Annotated in this window: 12 protein-coding genes and 1 pseudogene; 5 read left to right on the top strand and 8 right to left on the bottom strand. The window is 62.3% G+C overall.

The genetic code is table 11. The features are described 5' to 3' along the window. Nucleotides 1-61: 61 nt before the first annotated feature. From aroK to pilM, 5 genes and pseudogenes are all read right to left on the bottom strand, one after another. A complete protein-coding gene (gene aroK / locus KVG91_RS15320) occupies nt 62-580 on the bottom strand; it encodes a shikimate kinase AroK (RefSeq protein ID WP_076951749.1) in 519 nt (172 codons plus the stop codon). 4 nt (nt 581-584) lie between these two features. Then, nucleotides 585-1,841, bottom strand: a pseudogene (locus KVG91_RS15315) (type IV pilus secretin PilQ); the annotation flags it as partial. Between the two features lie 138 nt (nt 1,842-1,979). Beyond that, a complete protein-coding gene (locus KVG91_RS15310) occupies nt 1,980-2,951 on the bottom strand; it encodes a pilus assembly protein PilP (protein ID WP_169375916.1) in 972 nt (323 codons plus the stop codon). Continuing rightward, entirely contained in the window at nt 2,948-3,502 is a 555-nt protein-coding gene (locus tag KVG91_RS15305; RefSeq protein WP_169375915.1) for a PilN domain-containing protein, read from the bottom strand. The genes KVG91_RS15310 and KVG91_RS15305 overlap by 4 nt, the downstream gene beginning before the upstream one ends. Continuing rightward, complete coding sequence (pilM, locus tag KVG91_RS15300; protein ID WP_169375954.1) at nt 3,499-4,152, bottom strand: type IV pilus assembly protein PilM; 654 nt, start codon at nt 4,150-4,152, stop codon at nt 3,499-3,501. The genes KVG91_RS15305 and pilM overlap by 4 nt, the downstream gene beginning before the upstream one ends. Nucleotides 4,153-4,373: 221 nt before the next feature. Between pilM and KVG91_RS15295 the strand changes: the two genes are divergently transcribed. Beyond that, a complete protein-coding gene (locus tag KVG91_RS15295) occupies nt 4,374-6,833 on the top strand; it encodes a penicillin-binding protein 1A (protein WP_404822408.1) in 2,460 nt (819 codons plus the stop codon). Between the two features lie 207 nt (nt 6,834-7,040). On the opposite strand, the gene KVG91_RS15290 is transcribed toward KVG91_RS15295, so the two are convergent. The 3 genes from KVG91_RS15290 to rpmE form a co-directional block, all read right to left on the bottom strand. Next, entirely contained in the window at nt 7,041-8,309 is a 1,269-nt protein-coding gene (locus KVG91_RS15290) for a malic enzyme-like NAD(P)-binding protein (RefSeq protein WP_049710409.1), read from the bottom strand. A gap of 181 nt (nt 8,310-8,490) precedes the next feature. Further along, the gene (locus tag KVG91_RS15285) at nt 8,491-9,297 is read right to left on the bottom strand and encodes a thermonuclease family protein (RefSeq protein WP_169375913.1); all 807 of its coding nucleotides are present in this window, start codon (nt 9,295-9,297) and stop codon (nt 8,491-8,493) included. 14 nt (nt 9,298-9,311) lie between these two features. After that, nucleotides 9,312-9,545, bottom strand: coding sequence for a 50S ribosomal protein L31 (gene rpmE, locus KVG91_RS15280; protein WP_005784030.1), 234 nt, complete (start codon nt 9,543-9,545; stop codon nt 9,312-9,314). A 362-nt stretch (nt 9,546-9,907) separates the two neighbouring features. Between rpmE and KVG91_RS15275 the strand changes: the two genes are divergently transcribed. From KVG91_RS15275 to hslV, 4 genes are all read left to right on the top strand, one after another. Continuing rightward, nucleotides 9,908-12,127, top strand: coding sequence for a primosomal protein N' (locus KVG91_RS15275; RefSeq protein WP_169375912.1), 2,220 nt, complete (start codon nt 9,908-9,910; stop codon nt 12,125-12,127). 201 nt (nt 12,128-12,328) lie between these two features. Next, on the top strand, nt 12,329-14,065 hold the full coding sequence (gene argS, locus KVG91_RS15270) for an arginine--tRNA ligase (protein ID WP_169375911.1): 1,737 nt from the start codon (nt 12,329-12,331) through the stop codon (nt 14,063-14,065). A 1-nt stretch (nt 14,066) separates the two neighbouring features. Then, a complete protein-coding gene (locus KVG91_RS15265) occupies nt 14,067-14,768 on the top strand; it encodes an SPOR domain-containing protein (RefSeq protein WP_169375910.1) in 702 nt (233 codons plus the stop codon). 258 nt (nt 14,769-15,026) lie between these two features. Next, nucleotides 15,027-15,557, top strand: a complete 531-nt coding sequence (gene hslV, locus KVG91_RS15260; protein WP_003171209.1) for an ATP-dependent protease subunit HslV — start codon at nt 15,027-15,029, stop codon at nt 15,555-15,557. The last annotated feature ends 32 nt before the right edge of the window (nt 15,558-15,589 follow it).

Genomic DNA, 15,589 nt, shown 5'->3' with positions numbered 1-15,589 from the left:
CTACGCCACACCCCTTAGGGTGAAAGCGCGCCGCCGAGAATAGCGCATTTCGGGCCTGGCTTTAACGGGGTTGCAGCCGTTGCAGGCGCTCAAGAATGTCGAGAACCACCATCCGAGGTGGCCGCTCATCGGTTTCCACCACCAGATCGGCGATTTCCCGATACAGCGGATCACGCAGCGCAAGCAGATCCCGCAAGGTTTTCTCCGGGTTGGCCGTGCGCAGCAACGGACGATTGCGATCGCGGGCGGTGCGGCCTACCTGCTGCTCGACCGACGCATGCAGGTAGACTACGCGACCACCGGCATGCAGCGCGCGCCGATTCTCGTCACGCATCACTGCGCCACCGCCCGTGGCCAATACCACGCCATCGCAGCCGCACAGTTCAGCGATCATCGCCTGCTCGCGGTCACGAAAGCCCAGCTCGCCTTCCTTATCGAAGATCCATGGGATATTGGCACCCGTGCGCAATTCAATTTCCTTGTCGGAATCTTTGAATGGCAGGCGCAGCTCTTTGGCCAGCAAACGGCCGATGGTGCTTTTTCCAGCCCCCATCGGTCCTACAAGAATCAAATTTCGCACAGAATCAACGACTCACAGCAATCGCCTGGTTATTCATAATACGCGGAGTCAGGAATACCAGCAGCTCGGATTTTTTCTCCGCCAGCACATCGCGCCGGAAAAGGCGGCCAAGATACGGCACATCGCCTAAAAATGGCACTTTATCTACCACTTTGCTTTGGGTATTGGAGAAAACGCCACCGATGACGATGGTCTCGCCGTCCTTGACCAAGACCTTGGCGTTGACCTCGTTTTTCTTGATCGGCGGCACATCGTTGAGCTTGTTCAGGTAGTCGGGCTCATCCTTGGTAACCTTGACCTCCATGATCACGCGGTCGTCTGGTGTGATTTGCGGGGTCACCTCCAGGGACAAGGAGGCCTCCTTGAATGACACCGAGGTGGCGCCACTGGAGCTGGATTCCTGATAGGGAATCTCGGTGCCCTTGAGGATGCGCGCGGTTTCCTTGTCGGAAGTGACCACCTTGGGTTGCGAGACGATTTCACCGTTGCCGGTTTTTTCCATGGCGGTGAGTTCCAGGTCCAACAGCAGGTTGTCGGTGATGAAGGCGATGCCCAGCCCTGAGGTGCCGGTCAGCGAGCCCAGGTCGACAAAGGGTGAACTGGGTGGGCTCTGCGGCGGTTCAGCGCCCTCAGGCGTGGGCTTGGCGATGCCGCCCGCGCCCCAGTTGCCGCGGTTGAGCCGCCCACCCCAGCGGGCGCCCAGACTTTTGTCGTAATCCACATTGGCCTCGACGATCCGCGCCTCGATCATCACCTGGCGCACCGGAATATCCAGTTGTGCCACGATCCGACGCAGCTCCTCCAGCCGTTCCCCGGTCTGGTAGGCGATGATGTTGTTGGTGCGATCATCGACCGCCACCGAGCCGCGCTCATCGGTCACGCCTTCAAGGCCCGTGACCGACTGGAACAACTTGGCCAGGTCGGCCGCCTTGGCGTAATTGACTTGCAACAGCTCCCGACGCAGCGGCGCCAGTTCGGCCATTTGCTTGCGCGACTCCAGCGTCAGCAGCTCGCGCGCGGCCAGTTCCTCGGCAGGCGCTACCAGCAGCACGCCAGCCTTCAGGCGTTTATCCAGGCCTTTGGCCTGCAGCACAAGGTCCAGCGCCTGGTCCCAGGGCACGTCCTTGAGGCGCAGGGTGATCGAACCCTGCACATCGTCGCTCGCAACCAGGTTGAGGCCCGCCACATCGGCAATTTGCTGCAACGCAGCGCGCAGTTCGATGCTCTGGAAGTTGAGGTTGAGCTTGTCGCCTGTGTAGGCGTTTAACGTGGCGTTACCGGGGGGTGGCAACTGGATCAGATCCACGCGGTTGGGCACAGCAACAGCCATCGGTGCCATGAACGCTATCCATAGCGCCACACCGAAGGACGAAAAAGTCCTTTTCATTGTTTGATTCCGTTATGAGTTGACGTTTAACACCAGTGTGCGCGGACGTTCCCGCCACGCGCCCTGGCCATCGGGAAACAGCTCCACCAGTTCTATGGAGCGCTCATGGATGGCGGTGACGCGGCCATGGTCCGGCCCCAGGTAATCACCGATGGCCAGGCGATGCACCTTGGAGGATGCACGCAGCAAGGCGAACGCCTGCAGCCCGCGGGACAACGTGCCGACCATTTCGAACTGGTCCACTGCAAGGCGTTCCAGGATTCCCCGGGGCCGGGTGAGGTCCGGCGCACCGGCAGGCCGCCCCGGCAAGTGGTCGACCTGAACCGCAAGCAGTTGGAAGGGATCACGCAGCCCGGATGAGTCGTAGACAAAAGGCTGCCCTTGCGCGACCTGTCCGCCCCGCCCTCCCGCCTGCGCATGCCAATAGGTCTTGGCCAGCAGGTCAAGGCGCAACAGCTTGCCATCACGCCGCAGGGCGACATCATGCACGGTAGCGATTCGCGACAGACCGCCCAGGCTACTCAGGAACATGGCCAGATCGTGATAACCCCCCGTGACGCCAACCTGCACAGGCTGCTCGTAAAAGAACAGCCGAGGCTGCGCATCCAACGGGGTGACGCTCTCAACCAGCAATCCATTGGCGAGTGCCAGGCGCGAGATGTCTTCCAGCAAGCCTGGCATTTCGGACTTGCCCGGCAACGTATGCAAAAGCGCGTCAGCCTCCGCCTGCATAAGCTCAAGCTGACGGGTGCGCTTCTCCAGGCTGGCGGCCTGGGGGGCCTTGTGAGCGATTTGCTGCTGCAGAGCCACTTCCTGCGCCTGGACGTGTTGTAACCGCTGCCGCGACGGGCCCAGGTAAGCAAGGTCACCCACCACGAACACTAGGCCAGCCAGCGCGCAGCCCAACAGGGCCTTGCCGGGCAGTGGCCATTGTGCAGCGTTGTAAGTGAGCGCGGAAAAGTTGAGCCTTGGAAGCAGGCTCATGGTTGAGCCTCGGAAGCCTCTCCCTGACGCACCATCAACTGGAACTCATTATTGCCGCGCGCGCCTTCCGTCCGAACGTGCTGCAATCGTGTGGAATGAGGGCCTTGCGCGGCTTCCAGGCGGCGCATCAACTGAGCGATATCCTGGCTGGATTCAGCGCTGCCGCTGATACTTACCGTGTCGCCCTTCGCGACCACTTCGTGCAGGTGTACGCCGTCGGGGACCGCGCGTGCCAGCTGATCCAACAGTTGCGCACCGGACGAACGGGCATCGTGCAGGTCTTGCACGCCTTTCATGCGTTGCGCCAATTGCTGGCTTTGCTCCTGCAAGTCGTCGATGGTCCTGATGCGTGAGTCAAGGCCGCTGACGTCTTTGCCCAGATGATCATTGCGGGCCACCTGCCGGTCAATGGCCTGGTCGATCACCTGGTCCGCCAGCCACACAGCCGCGAGTGCCGCGCTGACGAATGCCAGCAAACACACCAGCAGGTACTTGCGCCGCCGCTCTGCCAGCGCCTGGCGCCAAGGCAATAGGTTGATTCGTGTCTTCAAGCGAAACTCCTCAGGGCCAGCCCGCAAGCAATTCCCATCCCTTGGGCATCCACGGCCCATTGTGCACCATCGACTCGATGGCTCGGCGTGAAGCTGGCGAAATCCTGACCGCAAGCGCGCGCCAATGCAAACGCTTCGACATCAACCACCTTCGGCACCAGCCCGGCCAGGGCCAGAACCGCCTCGCGGGCCTCCACCTGTTCTTTCAGGCACGCGGCGAGCAGTACCTCGACACGGCCTGGGTCGAGTGCCGCCGGCCCGCGCACTTGAAAGTCGAGGGCCACTTCATCGAGCGGATACGGAACGTATTGGTCTGCCTCCACCTGGATCATCCAGGCCATCTCTTCGTCAGTGAGACCCGCCTCCATCTCGATCATCCGCGTGATCACCGAGGGCCCGGCCACGGCAGCGGCAGCGCCACGGACCGATGTCGAAAACCGCTCCAAGGCACTGCGTAGCGTACGCCCAACGCTTTCGAGATCAAGGAATGTGCCGTCGACCACTGCGCGGCTGGGCAACGCCTGGGTGACATAACCCTGGATGTTATAACCAGAGCCTGAACGGCCCAGCTCGACGAGCCGGATAATCGTGTCATTGATGTCGACGCCCAGCAGGGTGTCGGCTTTTCGGGTGAAAAATCCCTTTCCCATAAAACTCCCTAAAACTTTGTCGGTCATACCGCCTGATTGCCGCTGCGTGCCATGCATTCGGTCGACTTGTTGAGCAGGCGCCCATGACGCCCGAAGTTGAAAAATGCTTTAATGCCCAGCGCTTTTTCCCGCTTTTAATCTGCAGCTCGGGTCGATCCATCGTTTGCCATGCACGCCCCGACGCCTAACCCATTCTTTTCTCTGGAAATCCAAAAGCCTTGATTCGTCTGCTGAAGTTTTTCGGGTACTCCATTGTCGCCATCGTTTGCGGGCTGCTGCTCGTGTTCAGCGGGGCCTACCTCTACCTTAGTCCGGGTTTGCCCTCCGTAGAGGCCCTTAGAAGTATCCAGTTGCAGATTCCTTTGCGGGTCTACAGCAGCGATGAAAAACTGATCGCGGAGTTCGGCGAAATGCGCCGCACACCGATCCGTTTTGCCGACATTCCACCCAATTTCATCAGCGCCCTGCTCTCGGCCGAAGACGATAATTTTGCCAACCACTATGGCGTCGATCCCAGCAGCCTGGTGCGTGCGGCCACACAATTGGTAAAAAGCGGACACATTCAATCCGGCGGCAGCACCATCACCATGCAGGTGGCGAAGAACTTCTTTCTCACCAGCGAGCGCAGTTTTTCACGCAAGGCCACCGAGATCCTCCTGGCGCTGCAGATCGAACGCCAGTTGACCAAGGACGAAATCCTCGAGCTGTACGTCAACAAGATCTACCTGGGCAACCGCGCCTACGGGATCGAAGCGGCGTCACAGGTCTACTATGGCAAGTCCATTCGCGACGCCAGCCTGGCGCAAATGGCCATGATTGCCGGCCTGCCCAAGGCCCCTTCACGCTTCAACCCGCTGGCCAACCCGGCACGCAGCAAAGAACGCCGCGACTGGATCCTGGGGCGCATGTACAAGCTGGGCAAGATCGACCAGGCCGCTTACGAAAGCGCCGTTGCCGAACCGCTGAACGCCAGCTACCACGTACCGACGCCGGAAGTGAACGCCCCCTACATCGCTGAAATGGCGCGCGCCGAGATGGTCGGCCGCTACGGCAGCGAGGCGTACACCGAGGGCTTTCGTGTCACCACCACCGTGCCCAGCGACCTGCAGGAAATCGCCAACGAGGCGGTGCATTCCGGCCTGATCACTTACGACCAGCGCCACGGCTACCGCGGCCCTGAATCGCGCCTGCCGGGCAAGACCCTGAGCGCCTGGACCACCGAGCTGGGCAAGCAACGCACGATCAGCGGCCTGGAGCCGGCCATCGTCACCCAGGTTCAGAAAGACGGCCTGCAGGTGCTGACCCGCACCGGTGAAGCCCATGTGGCGTGGGACAGCATGAAATGGGCACGCCCGTTCCTGAACACCAACAGCATGGGCCCGATGCCCAAGCAGCCATCGGACGTGGCGCAGGTGGGTGACTTGGTCCGCGTGCAACGCCAGAAGGATGACAGCCTCAAATTCAGCCAGGTACCGTTGGCTCAGGGCGCCCTGGTGTCCCTGGACCCGCAGAACGGTGCCATTCGCGCGTTGGTCGGCGGTTTCGCGTTCGAGCAAAGCAACTACAACCGTGCCATCCAGGCCAAGCGCCAGCCCGGGTCGAGCTTCAAGCCGTTCATTTACAGCGCCGCGCTGGATAACGGCTACACCGCCGCCAGCCTGGTCAACGATGCACCGATCGTGTTTGTCGACGAGTACCTGGACAAGGTCTGGCGTCCGAAGAACGACACCAATACCTTCCTCGGCCCGATCCGCATCCGCGAGGCGCTGTACAAGTCGCGCAACCTGGTGTCGATCCGCCTGCTGCAGGCGATGGGCGTGGGCAAGACCATCGATTACATGACGCGCTTTGGCTTCGCCAAGTCGGACCTGCCGCCAAACCTGTCCCTGGCGCTGGGCACCGCGACACTCACGCCGATGGAAATCGCCACCGGCTGGAGCACCTTTGCCAACGGCGGCTACAAGATCGCGCCGTACCTGATCGACAAGATCGAAAGCCGCAACGGCGACACCCTGTTCACCGCCAACCCGCCACGCGTGCCGGGTGACGTGGTCAACGGTGTGGCGGCAACCGACGGCCTGGCGGCACCGAGCAATGGCGGCATCACCATCGAGCCAAACCCGGGCGCTGCGCCGGCCGCCAACGCTGCCGCTACTGAATCACAGACGCCCGCCGTGGCCGAGCGCATCGTGGATGGCCGTACCACCTACATCCTCAACAGCATCCTTGAAGACGTGATCAAGAAGGGCACCGGTCGCCGCGCTATGGCCCTTGGCCGCGCGGATATCGCCGGCAAGACCGGTACCACCAACGAATCCAAGGATGCCTGGTTCTCTGGCTACAACGCCGACTATGTGACAACCGTATGGACCGGCTACGACCAACCGGAAAGCCTGGGCCGCCGCGAATTTGGTGGCACCGTCGCGCTGCCGATCTGGATGAGCTACATGGGCGCTGCCTTGAAGGACAAACCACTGCACACCCAACCGGAGCCGGAAGGCATCCTCAGCCTGCGCATCGACCCGATCAGTGGCCGCGCGGCCTCGCCCAGCACGCCGAATGCGTACTTCGAGCTGTTCAAGAGCGAAGACACACCGCCGTCGGTCAACGAGTTGGGCAATGGTGTTGCGCCGGGCAGCCCGCTGCCGGCGGATGAGGCGGCGCCGATCGACCTGTTCTGACGCAATCTGGGTCCCAACACAGACCCCATGTGGGAGCGGGCTTGCTCGCGAATGCGGGATATCAGTCAATAAATCTGGTGACTGTCCCACCGCATTCGCGAGCAAGCCCGCTCCCACATTTTGATCTTCACAAGCCCTGAATTAACAGCCAACAAAAAGCCCCGACTCGCGAGAGCCGGGGCTTTTTTGTGGGTGCGCTACGCAGGCTTAGCCGTTGAACACATCATCCACGCTTTGCAGCGGGTAGTTCTTCGGATACGGCAGGGTGGCCACGCCCGTCTCGATGGCGGCTTTGGCCACGGCATCGGAGATCAGGGTGATCAGGCGCTTATCCATCGGCTTGGGAATGATGTACTCACGACCAAATTCCAGCTTGGCACCACCGTAGGCATCGCACACGTCCTGTGGCACCGGCAGCTTGGCCAGTTCACGCAGGGCGTTGGCGGCCGCTACTTTCATCTCTTCGTTGATGCGCTTGGCGCGAACGTCCAGGGCGCCACGGAAGATGAACGGGAAGCCCAGCACATTGTTGACCTGGTTCGGGTAGTCCGAACGGCCAGTGGCCATGATCACGTCGTTGCGCGTGGCGTGCGCCAGTTCCGGCGAGATCTCCGGGTCCGGGTTGGAGCAGGCGAACACGATCGGGTTGGCCGCCATGGACTTGAGGCCTTCGGCGCTCAGCAGGTTCGGGCCGGACAGGCCGACGAACACGTCCGCACCGTCAAGTGCATCAGCCAGGGTGCGCTTGGACGACGGGTGGGCAAACATCGCCTTGTACTGGTTCAAGTCGGTACGCTCGGACTGGATCACGCCCTTGCTGTCGACCATGTAGATGTTTTCCAGCTTCGCGCCCATGCTCACGATCAGCTTCATGCAGGAGATGGCCGCGGCGCCAGCGCCCAGGCAGACGATCTTGGCGTCAGCCAGGGTCTTGCCGGCGATTTCCAGGGCGTTGATCATGCCGGCCGCGGTAACGATCGCGGTGCCGTGCTGGTCATCGTGGAATACCGGAATGTCGCACTGTTCGATCAGGGCCTTTTCGATCTCGAAGCACTCAGGTGCCTTGATGTCTTCCAGGTTGATGCCACCGAAGGTGATGGAAATGCGTTTGACCGTGTCGATGAAGGCCTGCGGGCTTTCGGAGTCGACTTCGATGTCGAAAACGTCGATGCCGGCGAAGCGCTTGAACAGCACGCCTTTACCTTCCATGACCGGCTTGGAGGCCAATGGACCGAGGTTACCCAGGCCCAGGATCGCGGTGCCATCGGAAATCACTGCAACCAGGTTGCCTTTGCCGGTGTACTTGTACGCCAGTTCGGGGTCGCGGGCGATTTCACGTACGGGCTCGGCAACACCAGGGCTGTAGGCCAGCGACAGGTCGCGGGCGGTGGCAGTGGCCTTGGTGAGCTCTACACTCAGCTTTCCTGGACGAGGATGGGCATGATATTCGAGAGCGGCAGTTTTCAAATCAGACATATCGGCATTCCGCTTTTACTGTTGGTCGACGGACCGCCGAGGATACGCGTGTCGCAAAGTCCCTACAAGACTGGGCAGTCACAGGTGTCAAGGCCCCAAAGAGCCGTACTTTGGTCTAAGGCCACGGGATACAAGGGCTCAACTGTTCACAATCAAATAAAAAAATGTCTACAATTTTTTATCAATCAGTCGATTTGAGCATGCCGGGGTCGGTCAACGGCAGCAACCAACGCGCCTGATCGCTTTTCCGGCCGCCACGCCGGGCGCGGTCCTGCACCCAGCCGCGTGCTTCGATTGTCTTGCCTGGCAGACCATTGAGCAGTGCGGAGTCGAATTGGCGGACGAGGTCGGGCGCAATGCGTAATACCAGTGCGCCCTGCAGTTGGATCCAGATGCCACCTCGGTTGCGTTCGATCTTGCTCACACGGCCGCTGACCAGGGCGAAGCCGGACTGGTTGAGTTGCGCCGCGTCCTGCACCGGGGATTGCCGCCAGAGGCCCAACCGTGCGTGCCGGGCGCTGTTTTCAGCGGCCTGCTGGCAGGCGACGAGGTCGACATTGGGCGCGACGCCCACCTGATAACCAAGGCCTTCAGCGAGCAGTTGCGCTTCGAGGTTTTCACCGTTGGCAGCGTAAAGGTGGGCCAGCGTGCGGCCGTAGCGGTCCTTGCTCTCGCGCCCAGGCACCAGGCCGACGCGACCATCGCTGGCATCCACCAATACCTGCAGACGCTGGCGGGCAGCGATGGCGTAGGGCTCGTCAGGACGGCCTCGCTTGCCGGTCTCCGGGGCGTTGAGGCCGATCATCCGCACACCGCGGCCATCCTTCAGGCGCAGCGTGTCGCCATCCACCACGCGCTGAACCTCGACGCGGGCCACGGACGCCGGCGCCGGGCAAAACACCTCGGCGTGGGCGGTCGCCAGCCAAATCCCAGGCATAAAAAAGGCGCCCGCAAGGGACGCCTTTTTCAACAGCTGGCAAAAGCCCATAAGGCTTTTGAGCCTTACTCTGCTGGAGTAGCAGCAGGCTTCTTGCCGAAAGCACCAAAGCGATCTGCGAAGCGCTGTACACGGCCGCCGGTGTCCAGAGTTTTCTGCTTACCGGTGTAGAACGGGTGGCACTCGTTGCATACGTCAGTACCCAGTGGCTTGCACAGGTTCGAACGGGTTTCGAACTTGTTGCCGCAGCTGCAGGTGACTTCGATGGTTTCGTACGCTGGATGGATATCGGCTTTCATGGCACTTCCTCGGGCTAGCGTGCCGCCACTCGACACTATTGTCGAATACCGCACGTAATTAGGCCGCGGATTCTACCAGACCTTTTTAAACGCGCAAGCGGCGGGGACGGCCCAAGACCTCCTTTCATCAGAAAATCTTGGCACACCATAGTTCCTGTGGGAGCGGGCTTGCCCGCGATGGCGGTGGGCCATCAACCTCTCTGGCGACTGATGCGCCGCCATCGCGCGCAAGCCCGGCTCCCACAGGAACTGCGCCGTATCCCGACAGCGTCATTCCCACACCACAGACAGGACACCCCCACCGCCGGTCTGCTAGGCTCGCGCCCCTGCACCACCGCCTGCCTTTATAGATGAGACTTCGTGTGCCCGACGCCATTTTGCGCCTAGCCCTGCCCTCGCCCCTGCGCCGCCTGTTCGACTACCGGGCCCCGGCCGGCGTGCTGCGCGCGCAGTTGCAGCCCGGCATGCGCGTGCGCGTGCCGTTCGGGCGCAGGGAAATGATCGGCATCCTGGTGGAAGTCGCCGACCATAGCGAAGTGCCCGCGGACAAACTCAAGCCCGCCCTGGCCATGCTCGATGCCACCCCGCCGCTGCCGCCCGCACTGTTCAAGCTGTGCCTGTGGACCGCGCAGTATTACCAGCACAGCCTGGGCGATACCTTGAGCTGGGCACTGCCGGTGCTGTTGCGCCAGGGCGAGCTGGCCGAGGCACGCCAGGAGCGCTTCTGGTCGACGGTGCCCGGCGCACGCCTCGACGACCCGCGCATCGCCCGTGCGCCGCGCCAGCGTGAAGCCCTGGCGACCTTGGCCCAACACCCGCACGGCGTGGCGCATCAGCTCTTGAGCAAGCTGATGCTGAGCAAAGACAGCCTTGACCTGCTGCTGGCCAAGGGCCTGGTGCAGGTGGAAATCCGCAAGCACGCCCCCGACCCACGCCACGAACATTGGCTGGCCCAGCCGGAATTGCCGCTGAACCCCGAACAACGCGCCGCCTATGAGGCGATTCGCGCCGGCTTCGACAGTTTCCACGCCTTCCTGCTGGCTGGCGTCACCGGCAGCGGCAAGACCGAAGTCTATTTGCAATTGATCCGCGAAACCCTGCAGGCCGGCAAACAAGCCCTGGTGCTGATCCCCGAGATCAACCTGGGCCCGCAAACCCTGGCGCGTTTCGAACAACGCTTCAACGCGCGCATCGCGTTGGTGCACTCGGCGGTCAACGACCGCGAACGCCTGGAATCCTGGCTGGCCGCGCGCGATGGCGAGGCCGACATTATTATCGGCACCCGCTCGGCACTGTTCACGCCGATGAAAAACCCCGGGCTGATCATCATCGACGAGGAGCACGACGGGTCCTACAAGCAACAGGAAGGCCTGCGCTACCACGCCCGCGACCTGGCGCTGGTGCGCGCACGCCAGGAAGACATTCCGATTGTGCTGGGCTCGGCCACGCCGTCCCTTGAGAGCTTGCACAACGCCTACACCGGCCGCTACGGCCTGCTGCGCCTCAACGAACGCGCTGGCGGCGCCAAGCAGCCACGCTTCCTGCGTCTGGACGTCAAGAGCCGCCCGCTGGACAGCGGTATTTCCGGCCCGATGCAGCAAGCCATCGGCCAGACCCTTGCCGCCGGCCAACAGGTCCTGGTGTTCCTCAACCGCAGGGGCTTTGCGCCGACCCTGCTGTGCCACGACTGCGGCTGGATGTCCGAGTGCGAGCGCTGTGACGCGCGCATGACCGTGCATCAGCGCCACGGCGAGCTGCGCTGCCATCACTGCGGCCATGTGGAGCGGGTACCACGCCACTGCCCGCAGTGCGGCAAAGTTGACCTGCGACCGGTCGGCGCAGGGACCGAACGCGCCGAAGAGCGCCTGGGCATTCTGTTCCCGGACTTCCCGGTGCTGCGGGTCGACCGCGACAGCACCTCGCGCAAGGACGCGATGAACCAGTTGTTCGCCACCATCCAGAAAGGCCAGCCGTGCATCTTGATCGGCACGCAGATGCTTGCCAAAGGGCATCACTTCCCACGAGTAACCCTGGTGTCGATCCTGGATGCCGACGGCGGGCTGTTCTCCGGGGACTTCCGCGCCAGCGAACGCATGGCGCAACTGATCGTGCAGGTCGCCGGCCGCGCGGGCCGCGCCGAGGAGCCAGGCAGAGTGATTATCCAGACGCACCTGGCCGACCACCCGCTGCTGATCCAGCTGACAGAGCAAGGCTACTTTGCCTTCGCCGAGCAGGCCCTGAGCGAACGCCGCGCCGCCGGCCTGCCGCCTTTTTCCCACCTGGCGCTGCTGCGCGCCGAAGCCCACAAACCAGGCCAGGCCGAAGGTTTCCTGGATGACGCGTGCAGCGCCGCCGAACGTTTGCTTGGCGAACTGGGTCTGACCGGCATCGAACTGCTAGGCCCGGTGCCCGCGCCTATGGAACGCCGCGCCGGGCGTTATCGTGCCCAGCTACTCTTGCAAGCCACCTCCCGCGCGCCGTTGCATCGGCTATTAAGCAGCTGGTTACTTGCTCTGGAGCAAATGCCCGGCGGCCGCCAGGTGCGATGGTCGCTGGATGTGGATCCGGTGGATTTGTACTGATAGATGGACCTATCGCAGGCAAGCCAGCTCCCACATTTGAAATGTGAACACCGTTAAATGTGGGAGCGGGCTTGCCCGCGATGGGGCCCACAGGTCCGCCACCCGCTCTGAACGGTTGGCAAGCCCGCCCTCGCCACGGATAATGCCCAGTTTTTCCACCTGCGCATCGCGCGCCGCCGCTTGCGGTCGAAAGAGAACACCATGAAAGACACCATTCGCCAGCTGATCCAACAAGCCATCACCCAACTCGTCAACGAAGGTGTGTTGCCTGAAGGCCTGTCGCCGGCGATCCAGGTGGAGAACACCCGCGACAAGACCCACGGCGACTTCGCCAGCAACATTGCGATGATGCTGTCCAAGCCCGCCGGTATGAAGCCGCGCGACCTGGCGGAGAAGATCATTGCCGCGCTGCCTGCCGACGAGAGTGTCACCAAAGCCGAAATCGCCGGTCCTGGCTTCATCAATTTCTTCCAGAACACCCAGGCCCTGGCCACTCGGCTCGACGCAGCCCTGGCTGACGCTCACGTGGGCGCGCGCAAAGCCGGCCCGACCCAGCGCACCGTGGTCGACCTGTCGGCCCCTAACCTGGCCAAGGAGATGCATGTCGGCCACCTGCGCTCGACCATCATCGGCGACGGCGTGGCCCGGGTCCTCGAGTTCCTGGGTGATGAAGTCATCCGTCAGAACCATGTCGGCGACTGGGGCACCCAGTTCGGCATGCTGATGGCCTACCTGCAGGAAAACCCGATCACCAGTGACGAACTGTCGGACCTGGAAAACTTCTACCGCGCGGCCAAGAAGCGCTTTGACGAATCCGCGGAATTCGCCGACCGCGCCCGTGGGCTGGTGGTCAAGCTGCAAGCCGGTGATGCCGAGTGCCTGGCCTTGTGGACCAAGTTCAAGGACATCTCGCTGTCGCACTGCCAGAAGATCTACGAGCTGCTCAACGTCAAGCTGACCATGGCCGACGTGATGGGCGAAAGCGCCTACAACGATGACCTGGTCAACGTGGTCAACGACTTGAAGGCCGCGGGCATGTTGGTCGAGAGCAACGGCGCGCAGTGTGTGTTCCTCGACGAATTCAAGAATGCCGAAGGCGAGCCGCTGCCGGTGATTATCGTCAAGGCCGATGGCGGCTACCTCTACGCCACCACCGACCTGGCCGCCGTACGCTATCGCAGCGGCACGCTCAAGGCCGACCGCGCCCTGTACTTCGTCGACCAGCGCCAGGCCCTGCACTTTCAGCAGGTGTTCGCGGTGGCGCGCAAGGCCGGCTTTGTCACCCACCCGATGCAGATGGAACACATGGGTTTCGGCACCATGAACGGCGCCGACGGCCGTCCGTTCAAGACCCGCGACGGCGGCACCGTGAAGCTGATCGACCTGCTGACCGAAGCCCAGGAACGTGCCTACAACCTGGTGAAGGAAAAGAACCCGGAGCTGGCCGAGGCCGACCTGCGCAACATCGCCCGTGTGGTGGGCATTGGCGCGGTGAAGTACGCCGACCTGTCCAAGCACCGCACCAGCGACTACAGCTTCAACTTCGAGCTGATGCTCAACTTTGAAGGCAACACCGCGCCCTACCTGCTGTACGCCTACACCCGTGTGGCGGGCGTGTTCCGCAAGCTGGGCAAGGATTTCAGCGAAGTCGAAGGCCGGATCGTGCTGCAGGCACCGCACGAACAGGAACTGGCCGCGAAACTGGCTCAATTCGGCGAAGTATTGAACAGCGTCGGCGAAAAAGGCACGCCGCACATTCTGTGCACCTACCTCTACGAAGTCGCGGGGCTGTTTTCCAGCTTCTACGAGAACTGCCCGATCCTGACTGCCGACGACGAAGCCCAAAAGCAGAGCCGCCTGCGCCTCGCCGCGCTGGCTGGACGCACCCTCAAGCAAGGCCTGGAACTGTTGGGCCTGGAAACCCTGGAGCGCATGTAAGTTGGCCGCCAAGAAAAAACCTGCACCCAAGCGCGGCGCCAGCCGCTACCAGGCCCCGGCGAAGAAACCGATCCCCGGCTGGTTGTGGATGGCAATCGGCCTCACGGTCGGCGCGTTTATCGTCTTCCTGATGAAGCTGGACCCCGGCCAGGGCGACGACGTCAAACGCGTCAAACAGGAACAACAGAAGGCCACGAAAATAGCCGAAGCCAACAAGACTGCGCCGAGCCCGACCGCCCCCGTGAAGCCTAAGTACGACTTCTACACGCTGCTGCCGGAATCGGAAGTGATCGTGCCGCCCGACGCCGTGCCGGAGAAAACCCTGCCGACGCCACAAGTGCCGACCACCCCGGTTACCCCGGCGGAAGCGGCGAAAATCGATACGGCGCGCGCCCAGGCTGCACTGGCCGGGATCACGCCGCCGCCGGCTCCGCCAGTGGCCGAGACCAAGGCCGCGCCGGTGACCAAGTTCTTCCTGCAAGCGGGCTCGTTTCCGAAACAGGCGGACGCGGATCGCGTGCGCGCGCAGATCATTCTGCTCGGCCAGACGGTGACGGTGGAGTCCGGCACGGTGAAAGACGCGACCTGGTATCGCGTGCTGGTGGGGCCGTTCAGCAACCGTGAACAGCTGACCGTGGCGCAGAAGCAATTGGCTGGCGCGGGCTTTAGCAACCTGTTGTTACAACAGCGCCAGAGCCGCTGATTCTGAAAACGCAGCGGTCCAAAATGTGGGAGCGGGCTTGCTCGCGAATGCGGTAGATCAGTCACTATTTCCGGCGACTGACATACCGCTTTCGCGAGCAAGCCCGCTCCCACATTTGATTTTCATCGATCTGAAGATCGAGTCCGACATATAAACGCCACTCGTCCGCCCCAACGCCCTACGGTTGAAATCCCCCCCACTACCCCCATATCAGTTTCCATCAGGGCATTTTCGCCCCGCTGCGTGGAGACTCTCCCCTTGACCACCATCGTTTCAGTACGTCGCCACGGCAAAGTTGTCATGGGCGGCGACGGCCAGGTTTCCCTGGGCAATACCGTGATGAAAGGCAACGCCAAGAAAGTGCGTCGCCTGTACCACGGCCAGGTTCTTGCGGGCTTTGCCGGCGCTACCGCCGACGCCTTCACCCTGTTCGAGCGCTTCGAAGGCCAGCTCGAAAAACACCAGGGCCACCTGGTGCGCGCCGCCGTCGAACTCGCCAAGGAATGGCGCACCGACCGCTCCCTCAGCCGCCTGGAAGCCATGTTGGCCGTCGCCAACAAAGACGCGTCCCTGATCATCACCGGCAACGGCGATGTGGTTGAGCCTGAACATGGCCTGATCGCCATGGGTTCCGGCGGTGGCTATGCCCAAGCGGCGGCCAGCGCACTGTTGAAAAAAACCGACCTGTCGGCCCGCGAAATCGTCGAGACCGCCCTGGGCATCGCCGGTGATATCTGCGTGTTCACCAACCACAACCAGACCATTGAGGAGCAGGACCTCGCCGAGTAAGCCGTAGGCTTATTCCGCTTGAGGCCGCCAAA

The organism is Pseudomonas azadiae (assembly GCF_019145355.1).
GTDB lineage: Bacteria > Pseudomonadota > Gammaproteobacteria > Pseudomonadales > Pseudomonadaceae > Aquipseudomonas > Aquipseudomonas azadiae.
The sequence above is the reverse complement of the archived record's forward strand: the minus strand, read 5'-3'. Positions and strand labels throughout refer to the sequence as shown.